Genomic DNA, 14,414 nt, shown 5'->3' on the forward strand with positions numbered 1-14,414 from the left:
TTGGTGACGGCGAGTCCGGCGCAGGTGGCGACGACGTGTACGGCCGCTGCCGAGTGAGGCGATATAGCGCCAGCGCTACGCTGCGTGGCCGTGCGCAGGCGCGCTCCTACAGGGCCGGGCGTGTGAGCGACGAGCTCGCCGGCACGCAACCTCAGTGATGAAAAGAGCCGTCGGTGCCCACCCTCGAGGCGAGTTTCGGAGGCGAGGGTGACGGGAGGGAATAGCCCGCAGGGGGACGGCCATGGAGGGCCGTTCCTTTTTGACGAGACAGGACGTCTCGTCGAAAAGCCCCTCACGGCACCCGGTTCGCGGCCGTAGGCCAAATAAGTACACGGCCGCGGAGCGGCATCCTTATCGAACGCTGGAGACCTGTCTGAGCAGCGAGGGTGGGCACCGACGGCTCTTGCCCTCAACACCACCAGAACAAGGCGGCGCAAGCCGCTGGTTACACGCATTCGCAAAGCGAATGAACCGCTTAAAGCCCAGCAATACGGCTACGGTTACGCCCGTCGTTCTTCGCCTCGTACAGCGCCTCATCCGCGCGGCCAAGCAGCGAATTCAGCGACTCCGGTGCGCGCCACATCGCCACGCCCGCACTCACCGTAATCCGGATACGGTAATCCCCGTGCACGATCACCTGCGATGCCAACGCATGGCGCACCCGCTCCGTAATATCCAGCGCATGCTCCGCCAGCGCCCCCGGCAAACACAGGATGAACTCCTCGCCGCCAAAACGCCCCGCCAGGTCATCCGCACGGCACATCGACGAAATCACCCGCATCGTCTCCCGGATCACCGTATCTCCCGCCAGGTGCCCGAACGTATCGTTCACCGTCTTGAAGTCGTCGATATCCAGCAACACCATGCTGAACGGAATACCATCCGTCGCCGCGCCCTGGCGCACCCGCTCCGCCTGCTCCAGGAACCGGCGACGGTTCAACGAACCGGTCAGCTCATCCGTACCCGCCAGGTGATCCAGGCGCTCGTTCGCCGCCTTAAGGTCGCGTGTGCGCGCCTCCACCTGCGCCTGCAATAGCTCCGCCCGGCGGCGCAGGAACAGCGTGCGCAAATACACCAGGCCAAAGAACATCGCCACCGCCACTGCCACGCCCAGCAACAGCGTCCACGGGCTCTCATACCAGCGCGGCACCACTTCCACCCGCACCGACGTCTCGATCGTGCGCGCATCCAGCCCGCGCATCGTCGCCCGCAGGCGCAGCGTGTACGTGCCGCTGGCCAGGTTCGTATAGATGGCGCTGGGCGGGATGCCACGTGCCACTTCATTCCACGCCGAATCCGCCTCATCCATGCGGTACGCGTAATGGGTCTCCTGCGGTGCGCGGAAATCGAGCAGCGCGAAGTCCACGCGCAGGTTGCGGCCATCGCCATCCAGCTTGATCCGGCCACCCTCGGCCGGCAACGACGCCAGCGGCACGGATTTATCGTTCATCGCAATGTGCGTCACCGCCAGGCGCGGCGTCGCAACTTCGGGCGCCACCCAATAGGGGCGAATCACCGTCAGGCCGCCCAGGCCACCGAACATCAGTTCGCCGCCCGGCGCTTCCGCGGCAGCGCGGTGGATATAGCTCGGGATGCGCAAGCCGTCGCGAATACCCAGGTCGAACACCCGATGGCTCGCGGCATCCACCATCGCCACGCCGTTGGCCATGGATGCCCACACGCGATCATCGTGATCGACCAGCAGCGCGTTGATCTTGGTGTTCACCAGGCCCTCGCGGGCACCGATCAGGCCGAAGCGGAACGGGCCGCGCTCCTGGAAATCATCCAGGTACGCAATACCGCCGAACGTACCGAGCCACAGCCGGTGGTGCGAATCGAACGCCATCGAGCCGGTGTAATCCTGCGGCAGGCTCTTCGGATCCGCCGGCTCATGGCGGATGTTCACGAAGCCCGGTTCACCGTCATACGCGATGCTGATACCGCTGATGGTGGCGAACCACCACGAGTGCGCCATCCGCACGATGTGCCGTACCTGGTCACCGACCAGGCTGTGCGGGTCCTTGTCGTCGTGACGCATCTGGCGCAGCTCGCGCGACACGGTGTTGTAGCGGAACAACCCATCATACGTGCCGATGAGCAGATCGTTACCATCGCGCTGCATGGAAAGGATGAGCCGGCCGTCGAGCGACGGGATCATGGAGCTCTGCAGCGCAAAGCTGTTCGGGTCGATGCGCGACACACCCTGCGCACCCGCCCAGATCGAACCATCCGGTGCCACGACGAACGCCTGTACATCGCGTTCGGCCTGTTCACCGCCCAACTGCAGGTGGCGCATGCCGCCCGTGGCCAGGTCCAGCACGTCGATGCGGCCCATGCCCAGGCCAAGCCAGATGCGCCCGCGTGGATCGACGAAAACGGAATGCACGTTCGCGTTCGACAACGTGTGCGATTGCAGCGGCGAAGGCAGTACCGAGAAGACCTTGCGGCCGTTCGGATCGTAATGCGCCGCGCCGAGCTCGGTCGCGACCCAGATATTTCCCGTGCGGTCCTGGAAAATATCGCGGGTGATATCGCCCGGTAGCGACGAGGCCATCGCCGCGTCGTGCGAAAGCCCACGCAGCTGCCCGGTGTTGAAATCGTAGGTGACGACGCCCGCGCCATCGGTCGCTGCCCACAGCACGTGTTCGGGCGTTTCACGGAATGCGCGGATCGTGCGCCGCCGCGCCACGCCGCCCTTGCCCGAATAACCCGGCACCGAATGGGCATGCCAGTCGGCCGTCACGTACACCGCACCCGATTGGCCGGTGCCGATCCACATGCGCGACTGGCTGTCCTGGTAAAGCGCCCAGACCTGGTCGTGCAGGATCGGATCGATCTCGGGATCAGTCGACACCACGCGCTCGAAATGGCCACCCGGCTTGCGGACGAACACGCCATTATCGAGGCCAAGCCAGAGGTTGCCGGCACGGTCCTCACTCACGGCGAACGTGCGCGGCACCATGGAGGGATCATCCCCCGGCTGCCCCGAGACGCGCGTGATCACACCGGTGGAGAGCTGGAGCTTATCGAGGCCGCCTTCGGTGGCGATCCAGAACACATCCGGATCGCGCGAGCGTGCGATCGCGAAGATCTTGCCGTTGGCGGTGCCACCCTTCCCCACCGGGTACAGGTGAAAGCGCACGGTCTTCGGATCGAAGCGCAACAGCCCGCCGGCATTAGTGCCCACCAGCAGGCCGCCATCGTCCAGCGGCATCAGCGCACGCACATATGCATCGGGAAGTACCGCGCCACCGTAGGAATCCGGCTCCTGGCCGAACACCTGCATGCGGTACCCGTCGTACCGCGCCAGGCCTCCGAACGTACCGATCCAGATGACCCCGGCCTTGTCCTGCACGATGGCCGTGGTAGTCGAGTGCGGCAACCCATCGGCCACGCCCACCGAATCGAACCACGCCGTTTCGTAGGCCGCCCACGGATCAACGCCTACCTTGGGCGCCACCTGCGCGGCGACACCGCCGATGCACAACACAGAGGTGACAAACAAAGCCAGCAGGGCGCGCAACAGCAGGAAGCGGAAGGGCCGGTGCGGACGCTCAGCCTGCATAAGCCATCGAAGGGTCGAGGTAACGGCTGAATGCGTCAGCCGTCATGGGGCGTGCGAAGAAATAGCCCTGGCCGACATCGCAGCCCAGGCCGCGCAGCCAATCGGCCTGCGCTTCGGTTTCCACGCCCTCGGCAATGGTCCGCATGTTCAGTTTCTTGGCAAGGCTGACAATCGCCTCGGTAATCTCGCGGTCGGCCAGGTTTGAATCGCTACCACGCACGAAGCTCTGGTCGATCTTGATGGTGCCCACCGGCAGTTCGCGCAGGTGGCTGAGGTTCCAGTAACCCGCGCCGAAATCGTCGATCAGCAGATCGAACCCGTGCGAGCGCAGCTTCACCAGCTGGCGCAGGGTTTCCTCCGGCTCGCGCATGGCCGTGGATTCGGTCAGCTCGAAACGGATGCGCGTCGGGTCCACGCCGAACGAGCGGACGACACGATGCAGCGTTTCGACGAAGGCCGGCCGGCTCAACTCGTGCATGGAAAGGTTGATTGCCACGTAATCGACGTGGCGATCGGCGGTATCCCAAAGCTGCACCTGCGCCAGCACGGCGCGCAGCACGTACTCGCCCAGCGCATGGATTAGCCCCGAGCGCTCGGCCACCGCCACGAAGACTGAGGGCGGGACATCGCCGCGCACCGGGTGGTGCCAGCGGGCGAGCGCCTCCACCCCGGCGAGCGTGCCGTCGCGCAGGTTGCGCTTGGGCTGGTATTCCACGTTCAGCTCGCCACGCTGCAGGGCTTCGCGCAGCTCGACGGTGAGCGCCAGGCGCTCGCGGGCGGCCTCGAGCATGCCCTCTTCATAAAAGCGGAAATCGGCCTTGCCGGTCTCCTTCACCGCGTACATGGCGGCATCCGCATTGCGGATGAGCGCCCCGGCCTCGCGGCCATCCTGCGGGGCAATGGCGATACCGATGCTGGGGCTCACGGCGACGAGCTGGCCTGCGACACTGACCGGCTGCGAGACCAGGTCGAGCACCTTGCGGCACACCCGCACCAGGTTCTCCATGCCACCGTAGGACTTCACCACCACGACGAACTCATCGCCGCCGAAGCGCGACACGGTATCGCGCTCGCGCACGCTGCTGCGCAGGGACGTGGCGACGGCCCTCAGGAAGGTATCGCCCGCCTCGTGGCCCAGGGTGTCGTTGATCGATTTGAAGCCATCCAGGTCGATAAACATGACGGCCAGCATGCTATCGCGCGGCTCTTTCAGGGCCTCTTCCAGCTCATGCATGAGAAACGCACGGTTGGGCAGCCCGGTCAGGGTGTCGTGGTAAGCGTGGAACTGCAGGGCCCGGCGGGCCTCCTCACGCGGATCCTTCAGCCGGGCGTTCAACTTGCGGCGCTGGGCCACGAGCATGCCGATCACCAGCGAAGCGACCGCGCAGACCACGACCAGGGTCACCAGCCAGCCAAAACCGGCGCCGCTGGTGCTGAATCCGGAACAGCCAGCCCCGCCCGACCCCGTGAAGGGCCAGCGTGCGCAGTTCGAGACGGCATGGTGCATGCCGTTTTCGACGCTAATTGTCAGCACGCCTCGCTCCGGCCCGGCATTGCCAGGCGCTGGGACCAACCAAACATTGTGACCTCGCCGAGGAGCCTGGGGATAGCCCGGACGCGGTACGACTCATCCGTGTCTTATCGGCCATGGGCGCTCCCAACTTTAATGCCCCTGCGATACCGCATCCCGCCGTCTTCACATGTCGTGAGATCGGCGGGTCCGGTACGCATGATGCTGTCTCGGCGAAAAAACGCAATCCGTGCCGTTCGTCCCGTACCGGTCAGCGGCCCTTGGCGGGCGGCGCCAGGTAGGTATCGAACCAGGCCAGCGCCCGCGCCAGCACGTCGCGGCGGCTGGCATCCCGGGCAAAACCGTGGCCTTCGCCGGGATAAACCACCAGCGAGGTCGGCACGCCCTGGGCGCGCAGGGCGTGCCAGAACTCGAACGACTGCGGGGCCGGGGTCTCGGCATCGCGTTCGCCCACCACCACCAGGGTGGGGGTTTTCACGTTCTTGATGTAGTTGATGGCGGAACTCTTGCCGTAAACGCCCGGATCGTCATACACCGAGGCGCCGAAATACGGCTTCATCCACTGGTCGATCAGGTTCTGGCCGTAATAGCTCTGCCAGTTGGAGATGCCGGCGCCCGCCACGGCCGCCTTGAAGCGGTTGGTCTGGGTCACGCCGAACATGGTCATGAAGCCGCCATAGCTCCAGCCGGTCAGGCCCAGGCGCTTGTCATCCACCGGGTGGTTCTTCTCGATCGTATCGACACCGGCCAGCACATCGCGCAGGTCGCCATAGCCGAAATCCTTGCGGTTGGCCTGCACGAAGGCTTCGCCCTGGCCATAGCTGCCGCGCGGGTTGGGCATGAACACGAAGTAGCCCAGGGCCGACAACGGTGCGGCGCCGTAGCCGCTGCCGGGCCAGCGCGGGAGCACCGCCGCGGCCGGGCCGCCGTGGATCGATACGATCATGCCGTAGCGCTTGGCCGGGTCGTAGTTGGCCGGGTACAGCAGCCAGCCCTGCACGTCGTTGCCTTCGTTTTTCCAGGTGATGGATTCGGCCTTGCCCCACGACGGCTTCAGCCCCGCGTTGAACGAGGTCACGGCGACCGGGGCGGCCTTGGCCGCAAGGTCGGCTACGTGCACCTCGTACGGCTTATCGAACGAGCTGGCGATGAACGCCGCGTGGCTGTTGTCCTGGCTCAGCGAAAGCGACATGGAAAGGCGGCCATCGCCCATCGACATGGGCAGGTCGAACAAGGTGGTCGGCGTGGCGGCACCCTCGGCCGGCACGGCATAGCTGGACACGCGGCTGGCACCGGCCACCTGCTCGGACACAATGAGCTGGTCGTTGCCGCTCCACGACAGCCACACCGGCGTCGTGTGGGTGCCTGGGGTGATGTCGGTCGGCGCGCCGCCGGCCACCGGCACGGTCCAGATATCGCCGCCGGTGGAGCCCTGGTCACTCATCAGGCCGCCGATGAAGGCAATGCGCGAACCATCCGGGGAGAAGCGCGGCACCGCGACCTGCAAGTCCTTCAGCGCGCCCTGCAGCTTGTTCGTATCAAGGATGACATTGCCTTTCGCGCCAGCGCTGGCCGGTTGGACGTAAAGCTCGGCCACCCACCAGTTGTTGTCGCCCGGCGGCTCGGCGGCCACGTAGGCCAGCTGCTTCGCATCGGCGGAAAGCGCGTATTCGTAGACATGCAGGCCGGCCGGCGTGAGCACGCGTACAGCACCGCCCTTCGCATCGACCGTCGCCACCTGCTGCACTTCGAGGCCTTCTACGCCGATCTCGCCCAGCTGCGGCTTGGCCGCCGCGGTGGCGCTGGCGCGGCGGGTCGCGTTCGGCACGTAAAGGAAGGCGAGCTGCTTGCCATCGGCCGACCACTCCAGGCCGCTGACGTAGCCGGTGAGGTGGGTCAGGCGCTGCGGTGGTGCCTTGGTGGTAGTGTCGACCACCTGGATATCGTTCTGCTTGCCCTCCTCCACGCCCGCGGTCTTGCCGGCACAATCGGAGAGGAAGGCCAGGTGCTTCGAATCGGGCGCCCAGGCGACGCTGGTTTCGCTGCAGCCCTTCGCGGCGGTCACGCGGCGCGCGTTGCGGCCATCGGCATCGGCCACCTGCAGCACCGGCTTGCCATCGGTCTTCACCGCCCAGGCCAGGTGCTTGCCATCGGGCGAGAGCGCCACCGATTCGACGGTGCGGACCTTGCCCAGGTTCTCCAGGATGGCGGCGATGCGCGGATCGTCAGCTTTCGGGGCGGGTTCGGCCTGTGCGGCAGTGACACAGGCAAGCGCGACGGCGGCGGCGATCCAGGTTGTACGCATCGGTTTGGCTCAGGATGTTCAGGAGCCGTGAAACCTAGCACACCTCCCGGGCCCGACCGAACTGCCGGTCGTCCTGCCCGTTGCTGTAGGAGCGCGCTTGCGCGCGATGGGTGCGCGCCGTAACCCCAGATCGCGCGCAAGCGCGCTCCTAGAAGGGCGGGTGCCAGGCCGGGCTGGTCAGACCAGGAGGTTCTTGAACTCCGTGTTCCGCTCGAACCAGCGCACAGCGTAAGAACATGCCGGGTGCACCTTCCAGCCGTTGTGGGCCGCCACCTCCACCGCCTTGCGGGTAAGCAGGTTGGCGATGCCGCGACCGGCCACCGGCTCGGGCACGCCCGTGTGGGTGATGGTCATGGTCTTGCCGTCCAGACGGTAGTCGAGTTCACACTCACTGCCATCCACGTTCACCAAAAACACCGTATTGACCCGGTCGTGGGTAATTTCCAGCGGTTTCGGGTTCGCACTCATCGTCGTTCTCTCCAAGCCAGCAGCAGCGCCGTTTCGCATTCTGTCGATGGACCGGGCGCTAAGGTCACCGAGTGCAGAGCATGCGCGCCTTCACGTACACAATCCATCACCCACCGGAGAACCACCATGCAGAAATGGGGCAAGGCAGTCTGGACAGGCAACATCAAGGAAGGCCAGGGACTTATCTCGAGCCAGACCGGGGTACTCAAGGATGCACCGTACGGCTTCGCATCGCGTTTCGAGGATGGCCCGGGCAGTAACCCGGAGGAACTGCTGGGCGCCGCGCACGCCGCGTGCTTCACCATGGCGCTGTCGCTCATGCTGGGTAACAACCACCTCACGGCCGACCGGATCGAAACCCGTGCCGACGTGACCCTGGCCAAGGATGGCGAAGGCTTCAGCATCACCAAGGTGCACCTGACGACCAAGGCCAAGATCCCCGGCACCGACCAGGCGACGTTCGCCGAGATCGCCAAACAGGCGAAGGAAGGCTGCCCGGTCTCCAAGGTCCTGAAAGCCGAGATCACGATGGACGCCACGCTGGAGGCGTAAACTGCCCGCGCTGCCGGGTTCGCCCGGCGGCGCTTCCGGCAGCAAGGGACCCGAACGCACGTGCTTATCGTCCACGAACACGGCCAACACGAACGCCCGACCATCTGGCATGCGGGCATGGGCAAGCCCAAGGCGCCCATCTGGATCGACCTGCTGGAACCCAGCGACGACGAACGCCGCTGCGCCGCCGAGATCACCGGCCTGCGCGTACCCGAGCGCTCCGATATCGTGAACCTGGCGCTCTCCAGCCGCATCCGCACGGATGACGACGCCATGTACCTATCGATCCCCTACTTCGCCGACACGAACAACGGCCACGCCGCGCAACCGGTGGGCATCGTGGTGACCAACCATGTGCTGATGACGCTGCGCTTCACCGAATCGCCGGCGTTCGACCTGGCCAATGCCAGTTGCGAGCACCAGAAGTGGGAATCCAGCGCCGATGTGCTGGCCACGTTGATCGAAGCGATCGTGAACCTCGGCGCGCAACGCATGGAAGATGTCTCCGCGGAACTGAAGAAGCTTTCCGACCGGGTGTTCACTCCTGAGCGCCTGGGTACGCCCGTGCTTCGCGACTGCATGTTGGAGGTGGGCCGCCTGGAAGGCATGCAGGCGCGCAACCGCTCCTCGATGCTTGGGGTGCAGCGCATCGTCTCGTTCGTACGGGCGAAGAAGCCCGACTGGATGGCCGATGCGGTGGAAGTGCGCCTGCGCGTGGTGGACCACGACCTGCGCACGCTGGATGAGTTCGACGACCAGCTCACCAACAAGCTGCAATTCCTGCTCGATGCCACCCTGGGCTTCATCAGCACCGATCAGAACCACGTGATGAAAGTGCTGACGGTCACCTCCGTCGCCACCATTCCGCCGCTGATCCTGGCTGGCATCTGGGGCATGAACTTCAAGGACATGCCCGAGCTCAACTGGCACTGGGGCTACCCCATGGCGATCGGCGTCATGCTCATCAGCATGGCGCTGCCCGTGCTGTTCTTTAAGTGGCGTGGCTGGTGGTCGGGGGACTAAAGCATGCTCGGCCACCTGCTACGCCCTGCCACCGCGCCGATCCGGCGCTGGGTCATGACCGCGTTCCCCAAGCCGCCTTCGGGCGGGATCGATTACGAGCACCCGGCGGGTGACCCGGGCCTGTTCGGCCCCGATTCGGTCACGTGGCGCATCCATAACGATTTCTGCGGCATGCTGGCCGGCGGGCTGTGCGCGCTGTACCTGCAGACCCTGCACCCACGCGCGCTGGCGGGCGTGTGGGATCACTCGAACTTCCGCACCGACCTCGTCGGCCGACTGCGCCGCACCACCGCGTTCGTGGGTGGAACCACCTACGCGCCCACGGCGGAAGCCCACCGGATGATCGCGCACGTGCGTGGCATCCATGCGCAGGTGCGTGGCGTCGATGAGGCTGGCGCGCCCTACTCCGCCGACGACCCGGACCTGCTCACCTGGGTGCACGTCAGTGAAATGGCGAGCTTCCTGGCCGGGTTCCGCACGTACGGCCCGATGGCGGTACCCCGGGCGATGGCCGACGCCTATTTCAATGAAACCCGCCGGGTTGCGGAAGCACTGGGCGCACGCGATGTGCCCGGGTCCGTTGCCGCGATGGATGACTACGTACGCGATGTCATCCCCACCCTCGCCTACACCGAGCGCACGCGCGTGGTGCTCGAGGTACTGGCCGACCTGGACCTACCGGTCCCCCTGGCCGGGCTCTCGCGCGATGTGTTCCTGCATGCGGGCGCGCACCTGTTGCCTGCGTGGGCCAGCGAACTGCTGCGCCGCACCCCGGCCGACCAGCTAAAGGGGCGCATGGCCGCCGCGACCCTGCGCGGCATGGCGCCCCTGTTCCGTGCGGCGCTGAACGAAGGCGTCGCCACCCGCTCCTGCCGCCGCGTCGGCGTCGACCGCGGGATCCTCACAACGTGGCCCAGGGCCACCGTGTAGGAGCGCGCTTGCGCGCGATGGGTGCTCGCGGCAAGAACCATCGCGCGCCAGCGCGCTCCTACAGGGGCTCTCCTGATATGTGAAGGCCATCCTATGAGACCTGCATCGCAGTTCTCACCCATTCGTGAGAAATTGCATTAAAGTTGTTGGCTTGCCGGTCGCTATACGTAAGTAAGGGGAAGTGGGCAGCTTCCCGGTGCGTCGCGATCACCAGGCCTGACAGGGGGCCTTCTCGGGGGAGGATGGGTTCGGTGCGACTTCTTACGTTCAACGGCGGCCATGGGGTCGCGGGCACGGGCCTGCTGTGACGGCGCCCTGGCATTCGCTCGCCGGTGGCATGCCGGAATCCCGGCTGCTCGCCTCCGTGGCCGAGTTCACCCATCACCGCGATATCGATGCACTGGATCACAGCCTGGTGCTATCCATGGCCGAGCTGGTGGCGGTGAAGAACGTCACGCTATGCAAGGCGGGCGATAGCCTGCAACACCCGGTGGAATCGCTCACCGTGTGCACGCGCAACGACGATGGCCGCTGCGTGGTGGAAGCCGTGGAGCCCATGCGCGATGGCGACCCGGTGGACACGATCGTGTGCGCCATGGAAACGCTGGAAGTCATATCCGATGTGACCGACGAGGGGCGTTGCCGCCTGGTGGTGCCGATCATCCGCGAGCATGTCGCCATTGGTGCGCTCATGCTCGAAGCCGACGACACGCTGGATAACGTGCGGGTGATGGTGGAGGGCTTTGCCCGTATCTACGCCAACTACATTGCCCTGCTCAACGAGAGCGAGCGCGACAAGCTCACCGGCCTGTACAACCGCCGCAGCTTCGAACAGCGCCTGCAGCGCCTCCTGAAGCTGCAACGCCAACGCGCCCGCGTGCTGCGCAAGGATGAAGAGCGCCGCCTGGCCTGTGACGACGTCGCGCAGATCTACCTCGCCATCCTCGATATCGACCACTTCAAGCGGATCAACGATACCTGGGGCCATGTCTATGGCGACGAGGTGATCCTGATGCTCGCCCAGCAGATGCGCGCGTGTTTCCGCCAGAACGACGTGCTGTTCCGGTTCGGCGGCGAAGAATTCGTGATGCTGATCGCCTCGGAAGACGAGGCCGCGGCCGCCGGTGCTCTGGAACGGTTCCGTGAGCACGTGGCGAACTGGGCGTTTCCGCAGGTCGGCCACGTCACCGTGAGCATTGGCTATGCGCGCATCAGTGAGAACGACTACCCCGAGATCGTGCTCGATCGCGCCGACAAGGCGCTTTACTACGCCAAACAGAATGGCCGGAACAGCGTGCAGGGTTTCGAAACGCTGACCGAACGCGGCCAGCTGGGCGCGCCGGTGGCACTGGGTAGTATCGATCTGTTCTAAGCCAGTGGCGCGCTGCGACAACAGCCGTCCTTTAGGAGCGTGCTCGCGCGATCCACGCTGCGGCAACGCCCATCGCGTGCAAGCACGCTCCTACACACGCAACCCTGTAGGAGCGCGCTTGCGCGCGATCCGATGTGCGATATCGCCCAGGCTTACTTCACCACACCGCACGCAATGCGATCCCCGCCACCGCCCAGCGGTTTCGGCTGGTCGGCGTAGTTATCGCCACCGGCGTGGATCATCAGGGCATGGCCCTTCAGCGTGGCCAGGCTCTTCAGGCGCGGCGCGGTCACCGCCGTGGTGTCCGTGCCATCGGCGCCCACGGTGATCTTCGGCAAATCGCCTTCATGGCCGGCGGCCGACTCCGGGCCCTCGTGCTTGCCGGTGTGTTCCGGATCGAAGTGGCCGCCCGCGGCCAGCGCAGCGCCCTTCTTGCCATCCTTCTCGCCCGGGGCGCAGCTCGGCTTCTCGTGCAGGTGGAAGCCATGCTCGCCAGGTGGCAGGCCCTTCAAGTCCGGCGTGAAGACGAGGCCGCCGGCGCTTTCGCTGACGGTGACCGAGCCCACGGACGTACCCGTGCCATCGGTCGAGACCATGGTCATCGGCACGGTCACGCTCTTGTCGGCGGCCTGCGCGGCGCCACACACCAGCAGCCCTGCGGCGATCAGTACGATCTTTCTCATCTTGCTCTCCCAGCGTTGGATAAGGCGTAGCCCGGGATACTGCACCGGGCGTGCACGTCGCGTCCACAGGCGGCCGCAACACCTGTAGGAGCGCGCTTGCGCGCGATTAACGCTTCCGCGAGCACCCATCGCGCGCAAGCGCGCTCCTACAGGGTCCCGAAGATCGTGTTGATGTCGTCCTGGGTCAGCAGGCGCCATTTGCCGGGTTCCAGGCCACCCAGCGTGAGCCCGCCAAGGGCGACGCGCTCCAGGGTTTCGACGTGGTTGCCGACGGCAGCGAACATGCGGCGCACCTGGTGGTAGCGGCCCTCGGTGATGGACAGGCGCACGTGGCGTGGGCCAAGCACCTCAAGCGTTGCGGGCTCCAGCGGATCGGTTTCGCCCTCGAGCATGAGCGTGCCCGCGGCGAACAGCTCACCTTCGTTGCCAGCCAGGTCTTCGGCGAGCGTGGCTTCGTACACCTTCGCCAGCGCGCTCTTCGGCGAAATGATTTTGTGCAGCAGCTGGCCATCGTCAGTGAACAACAGCAGGCCCGAGGTATCCCGGTCCAGCCGGCCCACCGTGGAAAGCACCGGATTACGCACGCCAAAGCGCGGCGGCAGCAGGTCATACACCAGCCGGCCCACATCCTTGCGCGAACAGGTGAAGCCGGTGGGCTTGTTGAGCATCAGGATCAGGCCCTGCGGCGGATCGAGCGGCTCGCCCTCGAAGCGCACGTCGGCGTGTTCCACCTTGTCGTCGGCGTAAAGCACCTCACCGGAGGCATCAGTGACCAGGCCTTCGCGGAAGAGCTGAGCCACCTGCTTGCGGCTGCCGTAGCCGAGGTTGGCGAGAAGACGTACGAGTTTCATCAGCGGGGATCCTTAGCTTCTATCACCTTGAAACCATCGCGCTCGACCACGGTACGTACTTGCCCGAAGCAAGCACCCAGCGTGGCCTCATAAGCGAGATGGCGGTTGGCGACCATCCAGAAGCGGCCACCCGGCGTCAGTGCGCGGGCAGCGGTAGCGATAAAGGCACGGCCCAGATCAGGTTGATCGGCACGGCCCTGGTGGAAAGGCGGGTTGGAGACGATGGCGTCGTAACGGCCGTCGATGCCGAGGGTGACATCGTGCCATTCAATACGCGTGGCGATGTCGCGGCCACTACGCGCCACGGCAGCGGCGATGTTGGCGCGGGCCGGTTCAATGGCGCGGCCTTCGGCTTCGAACAGATCGACCGACGTAACTGCCGCGCAGCGGTCGATCACTTCGCAGGCGAGGTAACCGAACCCGGCGCCGAGATCGGCGACGCGGCCACGCAGGTCAGCGGGCAGCACGCTGGCGAGCAACGCTGATGCGGTATCGATGCGATCCCACGCGAACAGGCCGCGGCGACTGATGAAACGACCATCGGCGATCGGCAGCGGTGCGTCGAGTGCGAGCCAGTCCGCAAGGAGCGCAGGATCCGGCTGAGCGCCAGGGCGCGTCCAGAAAACCCGGCACTTGTGCTTGGAAAGCTGCCCCACGCCGCCAGCCAGTAGCGCCAGGTCGGACTCCGCCGTTTTCGCGCCTTCCGCATTGGGGACGCTGGCGACGACAACACCCGTGGGCGCCACGAGTTGCATGGCCTGGGCGAAGAGTGCGCGGGATTCTTCGCGTTGGCGAGTGGGGAGGATGAGGATGGTATGAAACGTTTCGGCGGCGCCGATCGCGCGCAAGCGCGCTCCTACAAGAGCAGGGTCCGCGACCACGTCGTAGCGGTGGCGGGCCAGGGCGTTGGCCGCGGGGGCGAACGATTGCTGCAGCAGCCAGCCGGGGCGGATGTGTTCGCGTAGCGCCACGCCTTCTCGCGCGCGCAGCACGAGCACGCCACCCTCCGGGGGCAGCGCGAGCTCGCCCGTCGCAAAGGGAACGAACAGCGCTTCTAGGGCGGCGTCGGAGGCGGTACCGGCGGACAAAGGGGGACTCTCGAAAAGGCTTGGACCTCCCATTCTATCTTTTTGT

Annotated in this window: 11 protein-coding genes; 4 read left to right on the plus strand and 7 right to left on the minus strand. The window is 65.8% G+C overall.

The window, feature by feature from the left end; translation table 11 throughout:
* Nucleotides 1-475 precede the first annotated feature (475 nt).
* The 4 genes from ABIE56_RS02360 to ABIE56_RS02375 all read right to left on the minus strand — a co-directional run bounded on the left by ABIE56_RS02360 (nucleotide 476) and on the right by ABIE56_RS02375 (nucleotide 7,869).
* The gene (locus tag ABIE56_RS02360; protein WP_429242236.1) at nucleotides 476-3,565 is read right to left on the minus strand and encodes a ligand-binding sensor domain-containing protein; all 3,090 of its coding nucleotides are present in this window, start codon (nucleotides 3,563-3,565) and stop codon (nucleotides 476-478) included.
* The gene (locus ABIE56_RS02365) at nucleotides 3,555-5,099 is read right to left on the minus strand and encodes a putative bifunctional diguanylate cyclase/phosphodiesterase (protein WP_429242237.1); all 1,545 of its coding nucleotides are present in this window, start codon (nucleotides 5,097-5,099) and stop codon (nucleotides 3,555-3,557) included. The genes ABIE56_RS02360 and ABIE56_RS02365 overlap by 11 nt, the downstream gene beginning before the upstream one ends.
* Nucleotides 5,100-5,346: 247 nt before the next feature.
* Nucleotides 5,347-7,401: a S9 family peptidase gene (locus ABIE56_RS02370; RefSeq protein WP_429242238.1), complete on the minus strand. Its 2,055-nt coding sequence runs from the start codon at nucleotides 7,399-7,401 to the stop codon at nucleotides 5,347-5,349.
* Between the two features lie 177 nt (nucleotides 7,402-7,578).
* Nucleotides 7,579-7,869 carry a GNAT family N-acetyltransferase gene (locus tag ABIE56_RS02375; RefSeq protein ID WP_429242239.1) on the minus strand — a complete coding sequence of 97 codons (291 nt, stop codon included), beginning with the start codon at nucleotides 7,867-7,869 and terminating at the stop codon, nucleotides 7,579-7,581.
* 126 nt (nucleotides 7,870-7,995) lie between these two features.
* Here ABIE56_RS02375 and ABIE56_RS02380 point away from each other — a divergent pair, with 126 nt between their 5' ends.
* The 4 genes from ABIE56_RS02380 to ABIE56_RS02395 all read left to right on the plus strand — a co-directional run bounded on the left by ABIE56_RS02380 (nucleotide 7,996) and on the right by ABIE56_RS02395 (nucleotide 11,746).
* Nucleotides 7,996-8,421, plus strand: a complete 426-nt coding sequence (locus ABIE56_RS02380; RefSeq protein ID WP_429242240.1) for an OsmC family protein — start codon at nucleotides 7,996-7,998, stop codon at nucleotides 8,419-8,421.
* A 60-nt stretch (nucleotides 8,422-8,481) separates the two neighbouring features.
* Nucleotides 8,482-9,444: a CorA family divalent cation transporter gene (locus ABIE56_RS02385; protein WP_429242241.1), complete on the plus strand. Its 963-nt coding sequence runs from the start codon at nucleotides 8,482-8,484 to the stop codon at nucleotides 9,442-9,444.
* Between the two features lie 3 nt (nucleotides 9,445-9,447).
* Entirely contained in the window at nucleotides 9,448-10,374 is a 927-nt protein-coding gene (locus ABIE56_RS02390; protein ID WP_429242242.1) for an oxygenase MpaB family protein, read from the plus strand.
* A gap of 304 nt (nucleotides 10,375-10,678) precedes the next feature.
* Entirely contained in the window at nucleotides 10,679-11,746 is a 1,068-nt protein-coding gene (locus ABIE56_RS02395; protein WP_429242243.1) for a GGDEF domain-containing protein, read from the plus strand.
* A gap of 152 nt (nucleotides 11,747-11,898) precedes the next feature.
* Here the strand turns inward: ABIE56_RS02395 and sodC are convergent, their stop codons facing one another.
* The 3 genes from sodC to ABIE56_RS02410 all read right to left on the minus strand — a co-directional run bounded on the left by sodC (nucleotide 11,899) and on the right by ABIE56_RS02410 (nucleotide 14,368).
* Nucleotides 11,899-12,429 (minus strand): superoxide dismutase [Cu-Zn] SodC, encoded by a 531-nt coding sequence (gene sodC / locus ABIE56_RS02400; protein ID WP_429242244.1) that lies wholly within the window; start codon nucleotides 12,427-12,429, stop codon nucleotides 11,899-11,901.
* A 146-nt stretch (nucleotides 12,430-12,575) separates the two neighbouring features.
* Nucleotides 12,576-13,280 carry a pseudouridine synthase gene (locus tag ABIE56_RS02405; protein ID WP_429242245.1) on the minus strand — a complete coding sequence of 235 codons (705 nt, stop codon included), beginning with the start codon at nucleotides 13,278-13,280 and terminating at the stop codon, nucleotides 12,576-12,578.
* Nucleotides 13,280-14,368 carry a class I SAM-dependent methyltransferase gene (locus ABIE56_RS02410; RefSeq protein ID WP_429242246.1) on the minus strand — a complete coding sequence of 363 codons (1,089 nt, stop codon included), beginning with the start codon at nucleotides 14,366-14,368 and terminating at the stop codon, nucleotides 13,280-13,282. The genes ABIE56_RS02405 and ABIE56_RS02410 overlap by 1 nt, the downstream gene beginning before the upstream one ends.
* Nucleotides 14,369-14,414: the final 46 nt, after the last annotated feature.

The sequence above is a fragment of the Luteibacter sp. 621 genome, assembly GCF_050435445.1.
In the GTDB taxonomy this organism is placed as follows: domain Bacteria; phylum Pseudomonadota; class Gammaproteobacteria; order Xanthomonadales; family Rhodanobacteraceae; genus Luteibacter.